The organism is Erwinia sp. S38 (assembly GCF_016624545.1).
Lineage (GTDB): Bacteria > Pseudomonadota > Gammaproteobacteria > Enterobacterales > Enterobacteriaceae > Erwinia > Erwinia coffeiphila.
Genome location: NZ_JACVTS010000003.1, coordinates 140255 through 154765 on the forward strand (window position 1 = coordinate 140255; position 14511 = coordinate 154765).

At 55.3% G+C, this 14511-nt stretch carries 11 protein-coding genes; 8 read left to right on the top strand and 3 right to left on the bottom strand.

Annotated elements, in window-relative coordinates; all coding sequences use genetic code 11:
* Window positions 1-38 precede the first annotated feature (38 nt).
* Together IBT46_RS04995 and IBT46_RS05000 are read right to left on the bottom strand one after the other, a co-directional pair.
* On the bottom strand, window positions 39-527 hold the full coding sequence (locus IBT46_RS04995) for a hypothetical protein (RefSeq protein ID WP_105594372.1): 489 nt from the start codon (window positions 525-527) through the stop codon (window positions 39-41).
* A gap of 396 nt (window positions 528-923) precedes the next feature.
* Window positions 924-1472, bottom strand: a complete 549-nt coding sequence (locus tag IBT46_RS05000; RefSeq protein WP_200544566.1) for a YbhB/YbcL family Raf kinase inhibitor-like protein — start codon at window positions 1470-1472, stop codon at window positions 924-926.
* 1144 nt (window positions 1473-2616) lie between these two features.
* Here IBT46_RS05000 and IBT46_RS05005 point away from each other — a divergent pair.
* Complete coding sequence (locus IBT46_RS05005; RefSeq protein WP_305038803.1) at window positions 2617-4005, top strand: YchO/YchP family invasin; 1389 nt, start codon at window positions 2617-2619, stop codon at window positions 4003-4005.
* A 144-nt stretch (window positions 4006-4149) separates the two neighbouring features.
* Window positions 4150-5055, top strand: a complete 906-nt coding sequence (locus tag IBT46_RS05010) for a bestrophin family protein (RefSeq protein WP_200544568.1) — start codon at window positions 4150-4152, stop codon at window positions 5053-5055.
* A 43-nt stretch (window positions 5056-5098) separates the two neighbouring features.
* Here IBT46_RS05010 and IBT46_RS05015 read toward each other — a convergent pair whose 3' ends face one another.
* A complete protein-coding gene (locus IBT46_RS05015) occupies window positions 5099-6166 on the bottom strand; it encodes a porin (protein ID WP_305038802.1) in 1068 nt (355 codons plus the stop codon).
* An 852-nt stretch (window positions 6167-7018) separates the two neighbouring features.
* Here IBT46_RS05015 and IBT46_RS05020 point away from each other — a divergent pair.
* The 6 genes from IBT46_RS05020 to spy all read left to right on the top strand — a co-directional run bounded on the left by IBT46_RS05020 (window position 7019) and on the right by spy (window position 14492).
* Window positions 7019-8239 carry an aspartate aminotransferase family protein gene (locus IBT46_RS05020; RefSeq protein ID WP_200544570.1) on the top strand — a complete coding sequence of 407 codons (1221 nt, stop codon included), beginning with the start codon at window positions 7019-7021 and terminating at the stop codon, window positions 8237-8239.
* The gene (gene astA, locus IBT46_RS05025; RefSeq protein ID WP_200544572.1) at window positions 8236-9270 is read left to right on the top strand and encodes an arginine N-succinyltransferase; all 1035 of its coding nucleotides are present in this window, start codon (window positions 8236-8238) and stop codon (window positions 9268-9270) included. Before IBT46_RS05020 ends, astA begins: the two co-directional genes overlap by 4 nt.
* Complete coding sequence (gene astD, locus IBT46_RS05030; protein ID WP_200544574.1) at window positions 9267-10736, top strand: succinylglutamate-semialdehyde dehydrogenase; 1470 nt, start codon at window positions 9267-9269, stop codon at window positions 10734-10736. The genes astA and astD overlap by 4 nt, the downstream gene beginning before the upstream one ends.
* Window positions 10733-12058, top strand: coding sequence for an N-succinylarginine dihydrolase (gene astB / locus IBT46_RS05035; RefSeq protein WP_200544576.1), 1326 nt, complete (start codon window positions 10733-10735; stop codon window positions 12056-12058). The genes astD and astB overlap by 4 nt, the downstream gene beginning before the upstream one ends.
* Before the next feature lie 71 nt (window positions 12059-12129).
* Window positions 12130-13161 carry a succinylglutamate desuccinylase gene (gene astE / locus IBT46_RS05040; RefSeq protein ID WP_200544818.1) on the top strand — a complete coding sequence of 344 codons (1032 nt, stop codon included), beginning with the start codon at window positions 12130-12132 and terminating at the stop codon, window positions 13159-13161.
* A gap of 839 nt (window positions 13162-14000) precedes the next feature.
* The gene (gene spy, locus IBT46_RS05045; RefSeq protein ID WP_105595010.1) at window positions 14001-14492 is read left to right on the top strand and encodes an ATP-independent periplasmic protein-refolding chaperone Spy; all 492 of its coding nucleotides are present in this window, start codon (window positions 14001-14003) and stop codon (window positions 14490-14492) included.
* The last annotated feature ends 19 nt before the right edge of the window (window positions 14493-14511 follow it).

Consider the following 14511-nt stretch of genomic DNA (forward strand, 5'->3'; position numbering starts at 1 on the left):
CCATTCACCGGCAGTGTGGCTGCCGCATCGGGTTCGGGTTATTGCAAGATCCATGTCGCCGTATCGCCGCTGCGGCAGGCTTTGCTCTGCCCACCCACGTCAACGCACTCTTTTTTACGCGCTTTGCGCGGGCGAGGGCGATCGTTGCGCAGCGTAGCGTCATACAGTTCGCTTTTTACACCGGCCTTGAGAGGAACATATCCTGCCAGCTGTTGCGGATCGTCGCCGGCAATGGCCAGCCAGTGGTCCGCTTCGCCCAGTACGGTGAAGGGTTTTCCGGTTTCCAGGTAACGAACAATCTTGCCGCTGTAGTCGGGTCGGGTCATCACCGAGGCTTTATAAAGCGCACGATATTGCTGGTTTACAGGTGTAAAAGAGGTGGGGGCCTGTACTGCATATCGATGGACCAGCTTCACGCCATTGACCTCACTGGTCACCAGAGTGTCATCATCCGGCTGTGACGGGGCCGTTTTGCATCCTGCGAGGGAAAACACGGCCAGCAAGATTAACGCGCTGCTAATTTTCACTTTGATCCCCGTGAATCTGTTCAGAATATCTGGCTTTAAAACGCGACAGCGCCGCGCCAGCCACGCTCCATTGCAACCAAAATGAATGTGTCGGCACATTTTTCGGTTGAGAGGAATAAAATTGCCCGGCTTGACATCAGGATACATCGTTAATGGTCTTACCTGACGTTTTTGGGAATAGAATCCATTGCAGGCGCTGAATGAACATGCTAGCAGTCGCCTTGTTTGCCAGATTTTGCCTGAAAGGAGTGATAACGGCAATTTGATTAGCGCTAAAAATGCTAATTTTCCTTATCTGCTGCATAGTTGGCGTGAAAACAGGCGTTTGAAGCGGTCCGATGATGCGCAGGGCATCACCGGACGAGTGATTAGCTGAAGGCGTAAAATGAAATCGCTTTAGTCGTTGCCATAGCGGCCGATGATTCCGGCACCGGCCAGCGCGTGGCCTTTCAGCGCGTTGAGCAACTGGTCGCGGGTCAGTCCGGAAGGAAGTGCATCTGCCGCCAGATCGCTGGCGATAAGCGTAAAGACATAGTGGTGCGCGCCGCTGCCTGCCGGAGGGCAGGGGCCGTGGTAATGATCGGTTCCCGGGCTGTTTTTTCCGCCGGTGAATCCGTTGCCGCTGGTCAGGTCGCCTCGGGCAAACTGGGTACGGCTGGCGGGGATGTTGTAGGCCACCAGATGTGAGACGCCGAGTCCTTTCGCACCTTCAGGGTCAAAGACCATCAGCGCGAAGCTTTTGGTTCCTGCGGGAGCGTGGTTCCAGCTAAGTGCCGGGGAGACGTTTTTACCTGTGCAGCTGACGTTACCCGGAGTCGCACCGGCGAACTGTTTATCCAGCAGGGCATTGTCGGTAAAGTCGGGCGAACTAAGGGTGAAGATTTCCTGTGCGCCAGCTCCGAGGCTGGCTAACAGGAGTGAGGCGGCGAGTAGCGTTTTTTTCATTGACGTTCTCCGTTTTAAAGTGGTGCTGATGGATGTTTGAAATTTGGTATATGTTGCCTGACGACTGAGAGTTAACGCTGGCTGGCCGTTCCCCCTTCCGGGCCGGTCCTCGCGCGGCGTTGCACGCCATGCCTTCACTTCGCTTATCAGCCGGGCGGACCGATACAGACGGGCCCTCCCTGGCCCGACCGTATCTTTCACCCGCGTCCTGCGTGTGAATCCTGGCTTCTTCGCTTCGTTCAGCGCTGCGGATGGCCCCTACGGTGGACAGGCCAGCCTGCTTTGTTTATTTCCCTGCTGTCTGAACAAACGGACCAGAGGCCTTGTTTGAGTCTGGTCGGTGATTGTGCCGACGCTGGCTGGCCGTTCCCCCTTCCGGGCCGGTCCTCGCGCGGCGTTGCACGCCATGCCTTCACTTCGCTTATCAGCCGGGCGGACCGATACAGACGGGCCCTCCCTGGCCCGACCGTATCTTTCACCCGCGTCCTGCGTGTGAATCCTGGCTTCTTCGCTTCGTTCAGCGCTGCGGATGGCCCCTACGGTGGACAGGCCAGCCTGCTTTGGTATTTCAGTATTGTCTGATATTGGCAAAGTGTCAGCCTGATTGGCACATCAGTGGCCGTGTAATGCGAAAAAGCGAGCAGATTAGTTGAAGGGGGAACAGCCTCTGCGGAAGTCGGGTAATCCGCAGCGCTGAGATGAAAGCATCAGACCAGGATACGCCAACAGGACGTTGGCGTAAGGCTGCGTCGTGTCAGGGACGACGTGTCGCAGGCGGTCCGACAGGACGGATGCTGGAATCGAAGGCACCGGGCGAAGCACGGCGCGAGGACCGCCCGGCAGCCGCAGAGGCTGTTCCCCTGACAAACAGGCACAAGCGACTATCCAGACACACAGTGACTTAAGTCGCCGCTACAGTCCCGGAACCTGTGCACCAACTGGCTAATGGCCCAAGAATTCACCTGAACGACGCATCTCTCCCCGGCGTTTTTCGCCGACCAGCCGAATCTGTGTTAAGGTTATAACTCGCCAATTTTGTGAGGCACCACACATTTAACCCGCTATAAAAACATTGCTTTTGCTATTTTAAATGCCTATGAACCGATTTATCCGCCGTTACCCCATCGTACTTTCTCTGCTGGTCATGCTGTGCGGGCAGTTGACTCAGCGCGTATGGGCCTTTGACGCTGAAAATCAGGTTGCCGAAGCCCCCTTTGACGACCCCGCCCGCTTTAGTCATATGCTGCAACACCTACCCGAGCTGAACAGCGGGACAGGCGACGATGTAATAGAAAAACGCATCGCCGAGGCGGTGAAAAGTATTGGGGAAGCCAGCATGGCCAGCGACAGCGATAAGCCGCTGCGTGAACAGGCCGAGCTGTGGGCATTCAACCGCTTTCGCGATTTTGCCGCCGAGCGCGCGGCCAGAGAAGGGGAGCAGCTGCTGTCGCCTTACGGGCGTGCCAGCGTCTCGCTGGCGGTCGACGATGCAGGTAGCTTTAATGGGACGTCGGCGCAGTTGATTACCCCCTGGCAGGATAACTACCAGTATCTCACCTTCAGCCAGCTGGGCCTTGAGCAAACCGAATACGGAGCGGTGGGTAATGCCGGACTGGGGCAGCGCTGGATAGCCGGAAACTGGCGGCTGGGCTATAACGCTTTTATCGACGATCTGCTGACCGAAAATCAGCAGCGCGGATCGCTGGGTACTGAAGCATGGGGCGAATATCTGCGTTTTTCCGCCAACTACTATCATCCCCTCAGCGGCTGGCACAATCGCGGCAGCACCAGCCAGATGCGTATGGCCCGCGGCTATGACATTACCACCCGCGGCTACCTGCCGTTCTATCGCCAGCTTGGGGTTTCCCTGAGTTACGAGCAGTATCTGGGGCGCAATATCGACCTGTTCCACAGCGGAAATATGATGGACAACCCCACGGCGGTGACGTTAGGGATTAACTACACGCCGGTTCCGCTGTTTACCTTCAGCGCCAATCACAAAGAGGGAGACAGCGGCGAATCCCAGGATCAGTTTGCCCTGAAGATGAACTACCGCATCGGCGTGGCGCTGAGTAAACAGCTCTCTGCCAGCAACGTCGATGCTGCGCAGTCGCTAAGCGGCAGCCGTTATGATGCGGTTAATCGTAATAATTCTCCGGTGATGGCCTTCCGCCAGCGGAAAACGCTGTCGGTGTTTCTTGCCACGCCGCCGTGGCAGGTGCAGCCGGGAGAAACGCTGCCGCTGAAATTGCAGATTCGCCACAGCAATCCAATCAAAGCAGTGAGCTGGCAGGGAGATACTCAAACACTGAGCCTGACGCCGCCCGCTAACAGCAGCGATCCGCAGGGATGGAGCATTATTATTCCCGCCTGGGACAGTTCGTCAGGAGCGAGCAATGAGTATCGTTTATCTGTGACGCTGGAGGACAGTAAACAGCAGCGCGTCACCTCAAACTGGATCACGTTGAAACTGGCTCCGCCGGTAGCATTGCAGGACCCGCGTGCGGAGAATTACGATTTTCTAACCCCCTGACGATGGGAAAGATGGCCCCGCTGAAATGCAAAAAGTTGTCAAGATAGCGCCCGAAAATATATGTGATTAAAGTCACAAAATACTCCTTCCCAACGTCAGGGTTTTTCTGCACAATCTGCGAAAAATTCTACTCACCTGCTCATCATGATCATCCGTCCGCATCGTCACTGGTTTGTTCGCCTTTTCGCCTGGCACGGCTCTGTGCTACCCGGAATCTGGTTTCGCCTGACACTCAATTTAATGATGTCAGTGATCGCGATTTTGTGTCTTGACTGGTATGAAACGCTGGGGATTAAGTTGACCCTTGCCCCGTTCAGCCTGCTCGGGGTGTCGATCGCGGTATTCCTTGGTTTCCGCAACAGCGTCTGCTTTGGCCGTTTTATTGAAGCGCGCATGTTCTGGGGTAACCTGCTGATCGCCTGCCGTACGCTGCAGCGCCTGGCGCTGGCCATCTCCCCGGCTGAAGCGCCGCGCGTGATGTCGCTGCTGCTGGCTTTCTGCTACAGCCTTAAGCACCAGCTGCGCCGTACCGACGCCCACGAGGACATGCGACGCTATCTTGGCGATGAGGCCGATGAGATCCTGACCCGCCGCTCACCGACCAACTTTATTGAGCTACAGCTTTCCAACTGGCTGGCGGTACAGCGTCGCAACGGTAATCTTTCTGACATTCTGTATGCGCATATGGATGCCAGCATCAATCAGCTGTCGCAGGTTCTGGGAGGATGTGAGCGGTTGGCGAGTATGCCGATCCCGTTTGCCTACGGCCTGCTGCTGCACCGTACGGTGTATCTGTTCTGTACGCTGCTGCCGTTCGCGCTGGTGCCGGATTTGCACTACATGACCCCGCTGGTATCGGTGTTTATCGCCTATACCTTCCTGTCGCTGGATACCCTGGCGGAAGAGCTGGAGATGCCCTTTGGCCTGGCCAACAACCATCTGCCGCTGGATGCCATGTGCACCAATATTGAGATCAACCTGCGGGAAATGAATCTGGAGCAGGAACTGCCGGATACGCCTCAGCCTGACAGGCATTATCGTTTAACCTGATATGACAAAAGGGCGATCTTAACGATCGCCCTTTGTTATCCCATCAGAACTGGTAGTTCAGACCGACGCCGGTAACGTCGTCGTTCGCCAGCCCCAGCGGGTTGTTGTCGCTGAGCAGGTTAACTTTGTATTCGGCGTACGCCAGGAAGTTTTTGTTGAAGTAGTAGTTCGCACCGAAGGAAACGTACTTCACGATATCCGCATCACCGATGTTTTCAATGTCCTTACCGCGTGATGACACGTAGGCCAGAGACGGACGGAAACCGTTCAGGAACTGGTATTGCGCCACCGCTTCAAAATTCACCGCTTTGTTAGCAAAGCCGCCGCTGATTGGCGTCGCGTTATGGGTGTTGCCGTACACCGTTGCCAGATAGATCTGGTTAGCGTCGTACTTAATCGCCGTTGCCCATGATTCCGCACGGTCGCCTTCACCACGCGCTGCGTTGTTTTGTGCCTGAGTGCGGCCAAGGTTGGCATAGGTGCCCACCACGCCCAGACCCCAGTCGGCGTTGTAGCTGACGGACGTCGCGTAGCCGTCACCGTTGCTGCGGCGCACGGCATCAGTGCCGGTACGATCGTTTTTACCCTGGTACTGCAGCGCCACATTCAGGCCGTCTACCAGACCGAAGAAATTGCTGTTACGCCAGGTTGCCACGCCGGTTGAGCGTGTAGAGAGGAAGCCGTCCGCGTAACCGGAGTCGCCGCCGAATTTCGGCAGCATATCGGTCCAGGCCAGCGCGTCATACACCAGACCATAGTTACGACCGTAATCGAATGAACCCCACTTGCCAAACTTCAGACCGGCAAAGCCCAGACGGGTTTTGTCGCCGCTCAGCGCATCCGCGCCTTCGGTTTTGTTCAGCTGGAAGTTGTACTGCCACTGGGCGTAGCCGGTCAGATCTTGCGCAATCTGCGTTTCGCCTTTAAAGCCAAAACGAGCATAGGAAACATCGCCGTCGTTGCCCGTATCGTCTGAGAAGAGGTGGCCGACGTTGATCTTACCGTTCAAATCCACCTTGTTGCCGTCTTTGTTATAGATCTCTGCTGCCTGCACGCCGCCAGTGGCCAGAAGAGCCGGTATCAGTAATGCCAGTAAAGAACGCTTCATCATGAGTAACCCTGTTTTAAAATTATATTTTCTTTGCATTTAGTGCGGTGGTGAAAGTGACATAAAAATATGTTTCATGAAAATTGAATATATGTAACAAATTATTTCATAGTGATTTTTGACAAAGTGTTTATAAGTTATTCCTTATGATGCAAAACGTATTAGCTATGCATCTTTTAAGGGGTTGTGGGATTTAATTGAGTTAATTGCATGATTTAAAAGTAGAAATTAATATTTCATTTTTATGAAAAACAATATTTATTTATCGCATTATGATTGATTATTGAGCGATTTTGGCGGCTGTTGTTTCATGGTTAATTATCGAAATTGGGTTAATGCTATTTATCGGAAAGCTTTTCTATTAATACAAAATGTCCATATGTAATGTCTGTGTTTTTGGGTTTTTTAATTAATATATCTAAATAATACAGGACGGAATTATAAGGCTGAGTGTTAAAAAAATGATTTCTTCAGCGAGTTTACGCTGAAGAGGTGGTGTGCACGGTTCTGGTGCGTACCTGCTGCATTATGGTGCGTTAACCTCCTCTTTTTACGACCAAATTCTATCGGCGATCACATAAACAATATTTTATTTTACCAATGCATAATTCCTCTTTTTTTTGTGTGGCGAAGCCGGGGATTTACATTGATATTCACTTTTTATGCATTTATGGTGAATAACAGACTGTCGTAAGTTATTGATATTTAGTTGTTGAATTTGGTTTATGCATTTTTTTGCTGGCTGGCACGCTCTGTGCAATTTACAGTAGAGCTGCAATGAATCATTTCATTAACATTTAATACATCTTTAGTTCACCACAAAAACTAAAGGGTTAAGCGATAAACGAGGCCGCTATGCAACCGTCAATCACCCGTGAAAATTTCGATCAATGGATTGTTCCAACTTACGCTCCTGCCAGTTTTATTCCGGTGCGCGCGGAAGGTTCAACGCTGTGGGACCAGGAGGGCAAGTCCTATATCGACTTCGCCGGGGGAATTGCGGTGAATGCACTGGGCCATGCACACCCCGATCTGCAGCTGGCCCTGCAACAGCAGGCTGCGCTGCTGTGGCATACTGGAAATGGTTATACCAATGAGCCGATCCTGCGCCTGGCAAAGCAGCTGGTGGATGCTACCTTCGCCGACCGCGCGTTTTTCTGTAACTCCGGTGCGGAAGCTAACGAAGCGGCGCTGAAGCTGGCGCGTAAGGTGGCTCACGATGGCGGAAATCTGCATAAAAACGGCATCGTGGCGTTCAATAACGCGTTCCATGGTCGCACGCTGTTCACCGTTTCTGCCGGTGGTCAGCCTGCCTATTCGAAAGATTTTGCGCCGCTGCCGGGTGGCATTCAGCACGCGGTTTACAACGATTTAGATTCCGCAGCGGCACTGATTAATGACCAGACCTGCGCAGTGATTGTGGAGCCGATTCAGGGTGAAGGTGGGGTCGTTCCTGCTGAACCTGCCTTCCTGCGCGGGCTGCGTGAGCTCTGTGACAAGCATCAGGCGCTATTGATTTTTGATGAGGTGCAGAGCGGCGTGGGCCGTACCGGTTCGCTGTATGCCTACATGCATTATGGCGTGACGCCGGACGTGTTGACCACCGCCAAAGCACTCGGTGGTGGCTTCCCGATCGGGGCCATGCTGACGACCGAAAGCCTTGCGGCGCATCTGAATATCGGCAGCCACGGCACCACCTACGGCGGCAATCCGCTGGCCGGAGCGGTCGGTGGCAAAGTGATGGAACTGATCAACCGCCCGGAAATCCTGGCGGGTGTGGCAGAGCGCCATCGCTGGTTTGTTGACGGCCTGAATGAGATTAACCAGCGTTTACAGCTGTTCAGTGAAGTCCGTGGGCTCGGTCTGCTGATTGGCTGCGTGCTGAATCAGGATTACAACGGTAAAGCCAAACTGATTAATCAGGCCGCTGCACGCGAAGGGCTGATGGTACTGATTGCCGGAGCTAACGTTGTACGTTTTGCTCCGTCGCTGATTATCACTAAACAGGAAGTCACGGAGGGGCTGGCACGCTTCGAACGCGCCTGCCGCGCCGTCATTGAAGGAGCCGCCGTATGATGTTTATTCGTCCCGTTGAACGAGACGATCTGGCTCAGCTGATGTACCTCGCCGGCAAAACCGGCGGGGGACTGACCTCTCTGCCCGTTGACAGCGATACGCTGTCAGCGCGTATCGAACGTTCATTAATGACCTGGCAGGGAAAACTGCCGCGGGCTGAACAGGGATACGTTTTTGTGCTGGCAGATGGAGATACCGGTAAAGCCGTGGGGATCTGCGCCATTGAGGTGGCGGTGGGTTTACAGGACCCCTGGTACAACTTTCGTGTCGGCACCCAGGTGCACGCCTCGAAAGAATTGAATGTATACAACATGTTGCCCACGCTGTCGTTAAGCAACGATCACACCGGCAGCAGCGAGCTGTGTACGCTGTTCCTTGACCCGGACTACCGCAACGGAAAGAACGGTTATCTGCTGTCCAAATCGCGCTTTTTATTTATGGCGGCGTTTCGTGACCGCTTTATGCAAAAAATTGTCGCGGAGATGCGGGGTGTCAGTGATGAAAATGGCCATTCGCCATTCTGGGATAGCGTCGGCAGCCGCTTTTTTTCGATGTCATTCAGCGATGCCGACTACCTGAGCGGCACCGGGCAAAAGGCGTTTATCGCCGAGCTGATGCCTAAACATCCTTTATATATTGATTACCTGTCGCCGGAAGCACGGGCGGTTATAGGCGAAGTTCATCCGCAGACGGCTCCTGCACGTGCGGTGCTGGAGGCTGAAGGTTTCCGCTTCCAGAACTATGTCGACATTTTCGATGGCGGACCGACCCTTGAGTGCGATATCGACCGCGTGCGCGCTATCCGTAAAAGCCGCGAGCTGGTGGTTGAGTTGAGCGAGCAGCCGGATCAAACCCTGCCGCTGTGCCTGGTGGCGAATCAACACTATCAGCAGTTCCGCGTGATGCTGCTACCGGCCAATATGCAGAGCGGCACGATTGCTGTCACCGCCGCGCAGGCTGAAATTTTACATTGCCGGGCAGGAGAGAACCTGCGGGTAGTGACACTTTGTCGTGAGGAGAAAACAGCATGACGCACTGTATTAATGGTCAGTGGCTGACCGGCGGTGGTGAGACCATCGCTAAACTGGACCCGGTAAAGGGCGAACTGCTTTGGCAGGGCAAATCGGCTACCGCTGCGCAGGTTTCCGACGCTTCTGAAGCCGCCCGGGCGGCATTCTTCAGCTGGGCACGCCGGCCGTTTGCCGAGCGTCAGACGATCGTAGAAAAGTTTGCGCAGCAGCTGGAAAAGAATAAGCGCGAGCTTAGCGAAACGATTTCTCGCGAAACCGGCAAGCCGCGTTGGGAAACGCTGACCGAAGTGCAGGCGATGATCAATAAAGTGGCGATTTCTCTGCGCGCTTATCATTCCCGTACCGGAGAGCAGGCTGAAGGTGAAAGTTCACTGCGGCATCGCCCGCATGGTGTGATGGCGGTCTTCGGACCTTATAACTTCCCCGGGCACTTGCCTAACGGTCACATTGTTCCTGCGCTGCTGGCCGGGAATACCGTGGTCTTTAAACCGAGCGAACTGACGCCGCTGACCGCGGAACTGACTGTCAGGTTGTGGATCAATGCCGGGTTGCCTGGGGGCGTAATCAATCTGGTGCAGGGCGGCCGCGAAACCGGCCAGGCGCTGGCGCAGGATAATCAAATCGACGGCGTGCTGTTTACCGGCAGCGCGGCAACCGGTTACCAGCTGCATCGCCAGCTGGCCGGTAAACCTGAAAAAATGCTGGCGCTGGAGATGGGCGGCAATAACCCGCTGATCGTCGAAGATCCTGACGATATCGATGCCGCCGTGCATATCGCCGTACAGTCTGCCTTTATCAGCGCGGGGCAGCGCTGTACCTGTGCCCGCCGACTGTTGGTGAAAAAAGGGGCTGCGGGAGATGCCTTCTTACAGCGTCTGGTTGACGTGTCGGCGCGAATCCGCGTTGGCGGCTGGGATGATGAACCGCAGCCGTTTATGGGCAGCGTGATTTCATTGTCTGCGGCGGAAAAAATTTATGCTGAATGGCAGTCACGGGTGGATGCCGGTGGCCGGGTGCTGCTGCCGATGCAGTGGCCGCAGCGCGACAGCGCGATCCTGACGCCTGGCATCATTGATGTGACCGGTTTGCAAAATCTGCCGGACGAAGAGGTCTTTGGTCCACTGCTGGCGGTGATCCGCTACGATGATTTTGATGCGGCTATTCGCATCGCCAACCACACGCGCTATGGCCTTGCCTGCGGTTTGATCTCCCCACAGCGTGAGAAGTTTGAACACCTGCTGATTGAAGCGCGGGCCGGCATTGTGAACTGGAATAAACCGCTGACCGGTGCCGCCAGTACCGCACCGTTTGGCGGAATAGGGGCCTCGGGCAATCATCGTGCCAGCGCCTGGTACGCGGCTGACTACTGCGCGTGGCCGATGGCAACGCTGGAATCGGCGGACTTAAATCTGCCTGCAACCTTATCACCGGGGCTGGACTTCAGCACGGAAGGAGAGACGCGATGAGCGCCCGTGAAGTCAATTTCGATGGTCTGCCGGGGTTAACCCACCATTACGCAGGCCTGTCGTTTGGTAATGAAGCCTCAACCCGTAATCAGCATCAACTGTCTAATCCCAAACTGGCTGCGCAGCAGGGTTTGGTGAAGATGAAAACCCTGGCGGATCTGGGTTTTGCTCAGGGTGTGATCCCGCCGCATGAGCGGCCAAATGTGGAAGCACTGCGGCAGATCGGTTTCAGCGGCAGCGATGCGCAGGTGGTGGCTCAGGCGGCAAAACAGGCACCGCAACTGCTGTCCGCGGTCAGCTCGGCGTCTTCGATGTGGGTAGCGAATGCTGCCACGGTGTCACCCTCCGCTGATAGCGCCGATGGCCGTGTGCATCTGACGGTGGCTAACCTGAATAATAAGTTCCACCGGGCGATAGAAGCACCGACCACGGCGAATCTGCTGCGGGCGATTTTCCGCGATGGTAACCATTTCTCGGTGCATGATGCGTTGCCGCAGGTGGCGATGTTCGGTGATGAGGGGGCGGCCAACCACAATCGTTTCAGCCACGGCTACGGCGCGCCGGGCGTGCAGATGTTTGTCTATGGCCGCAGCGAGCGAGGCGGAGTCGCCCCGGCGCGCTATCCGGCCCGGCAGACGCTGGAAGCCAGCGAAGCGGTGGCGCGTCTGCACCAGCTCGATCCGGCCCGCACGGTATTTGCCCAGCAGAATCCGGCGGTGATCGACCAGGGCGTATTCCATAATGATGTCATCGCCGTGAGCAATCAGCAGGCGTTGTTCTGTCATCAGCAGGCGTTTTTAAATCAGCCGCAGCTGCTGGCCGAGCTGGCCGAAAAACTGCCCGGCTTTACGGCCATCGAGGTACCGGATAACCGTGTCAGCGTGGCGGATGCGGTGTCGACCTATCTGTTCAACAGCCAGCTGCTGAGCAAGCCGGATGGCAAAATGCTGCTGGTACTGCCGGAAGAAGCGCGCCGCCATGCGGGCGTCTGGGGCTGGCTCAATGAGCTGGTCGCCAGCGGCAGTCTTATTGATGAGCTGAAGGTGTTCGATCTGCGTGAAAGTATGTTCAACGGCGGTGGTCCGGCGTGCCTGCGCCTGCGGGTGGTGCTGGACGATGCACAGCAGGCGGCAGTGAATCCTGCGGTGATGATGAACGATCGGCTGTTCCAGACGCTGAACGACTGGGTAGAACGCCACTATCGCGATCGCCTGTCGCAGGCCGATCTTGCTGACCCGCAGCTGTTGCTGGAAGGGCGCGAGGCACTTGACGAACTGACTAAGCTGCTAAACTTAGGCAACGTATACCGTTTTCAGCAGTAACGCGATCGTTGCAGGGCCGGGGCATGTTCCCGGTCCCTCAGGGCTGAGCGGCGATGCTTGAAGGAGTAATGATGCAAGATTTTCTCACCTTAACCCTCGCCGGAGACAGGCCCGCTGCCGTTGCCGGGCAAAATGCCCAACTGAGCTGGCGATGGATTGATGAAGGTATTCTGGAGCTGACGCCAAATCACCCGGCGCAAATGGCCCTGGTAATCTCCACCGGCATCCACGGTAACGAAACGGCTCCCGTTGAAATTGTCGACCGACTGTTGAATTCGCTGCTGAGCGGTGAGATACCGCTGGTGGCGCGCCTGCTGGTGATTTACGGCAATCCGGCGGCGATGCGGCAGAATAAGCGCTATGTGCATGGCGATATGAACCGGATGTTCGGCGGCAGATGGCAGCAGTACGAAGACTGTCCGGAGGCCCGCCGTGCATGGCGTCTTGAGCAGGCAATGGAGAATTTTTGGCAGTTGAGCGAGCATGATGAAGTGCGCTGGCATATTGATATGCATACGGCGATTCGCGGTTCGTATCATCCACGCTTTGGCGTGATGCCACAGCGTGAAACGCCGTGGCCGGAAGATTTTCTTCACTGGATGGGAGCCGCAGGTCTGGAGGCGCTGGTGTTCCATCGTGCGCCCGGCGGAACCTATACGCATTACAGCAGCCATCATTTCCATGCGGCCAGCTGTACGCTGGAGCTGGGTAAAGCGCTGCCGTTCGGTCATAACGATCTGGCGCAGTTTTCCGCAACCGACAGGGCGCTGAGCGCGCTGGTTAGCGGCGGCACGTTGCCTGCGGTGGGGGTTCAACCGCTGCGCTATCGCGTTTCGCAGCAGATCACCCGGCATTCAGACCGTTTTGTGCTGCATATGGGGGGAGAGACGCTGAACTTTACCGCGTTTGCTCAGGGGACGCTGCTGGCCGAGGACGGCGATACGCAGTATTACGTTCAGCAGGCGCGGGAGTATGTTTTGTTCCCTAATCCGAATGTGGCTGAAGGTTTGCGGGCGGGTTTGATGCTGGTGGCAGAGGATGCCAGCGAGGTGATTGATGTGTCTGAGTCTGAGGGCGCCAGCGTTTTTAGTCCTCCGGCGTAAGATGTGTTAATCAGTTGGAGTACGTTGCTGAATAATCCGGATCGTTGATATTGTTTGGCTGGTTGGTGTTGCGGTGGCATTGGTGGCTGGCAGAGCCTCTGTGGCTGCGGCCGGGCGGTCCTCGCGCCGCGCTTCGCCCGGTGCCTTCGATTCCAGCATACGGCCTGTCGGACCGGCTGCGACGTGTCATCCCTGACCCGACGCAGCCTACGCCAACGTCCTGTTGGCGTATCCTGGCCTGATGCTTTCATCTCAGCGCTGTGGATTGCCCGGTCACATCCACAGAGGCTCTGCCTGCAATATCTCCGTCGCTGGCTTTTAACTGGCAACGACGGAGTCCAGGAGCACGCTGGCGGTTCCCCAGGCTGACGAACGGAGTGAAGGGACCGCGCAACGGCGTGAGGACCCGCCAGACAGGGGAACTGCCAGCTTGCTCAGAGCACTGAACTCCAGAAAATGCCAATACAGAGTCACTGTTCAGATGCAGCCAGTGCTGTAGAAGCGATTTGCCCCGAACTCATCTTCGCCACAAATCCTTGACTCAAATACCCCGGAATCGGGCACCCGCAGAAAAGTGTAAAGCGCTTAACTTTTTCCTTCCGAAATCCCGCCAGGAGGATTACACTCCTCCATATTCCCTGCATAAATTCCTTCAAATTCATATTCTTTTGCAATTCTTCACCATAATCTTCTCATTCTCTCCATGATTGGCTTCAAATTGTCTTTTATGCTTTCAGGCCTTTACCAACCCTCTGAGTACTTGACGTTGGGCATCGTAAACTGGCTCCCGACAACGCGACAACCGGGTCGCCATAGAAATGAAACATAAGGACAATACTATGCGTAAATTAACTTCCCTGATTGTTGCTGCCACGCTGGCAGTGGGTGCAGCAAATATCGTTCATGCTGCAAACGACAACCTGACTCCACCTCCTGCCGGTGGCGACAAACCAATGATGCATAAGCCACCTCGTCACGGCGGCGGTATGCACGATATGTTTAAAGGTCTGAATCTGACCGACGCGCAGAAGCAGCAGATTCGCACAATCATGAAAGAGTCGCACAAGGACATGAAACGTCCTTCGCTGGAAGAGCGCCGTGCAATGCACAGCATTATCGCTTCCGACACCTTCGATCGGGCTAAAGCGGAAGCGCAGGCAACGCAGATGGCCGCCAACGGTAAAGAGCGCGCCCTGTCTATGCTGGAAACGCAGAACAAGATGTATAACGTGCTGACGCCTGAGCAGAAAAAACAGTTCAACCAGGATTTTGAGAAACGTCTGACTGAAAAACCGAAGCATGAAGGTAAAATGCCTCCTGCAGACGACTAATCCTCGTTAAACGTATTTG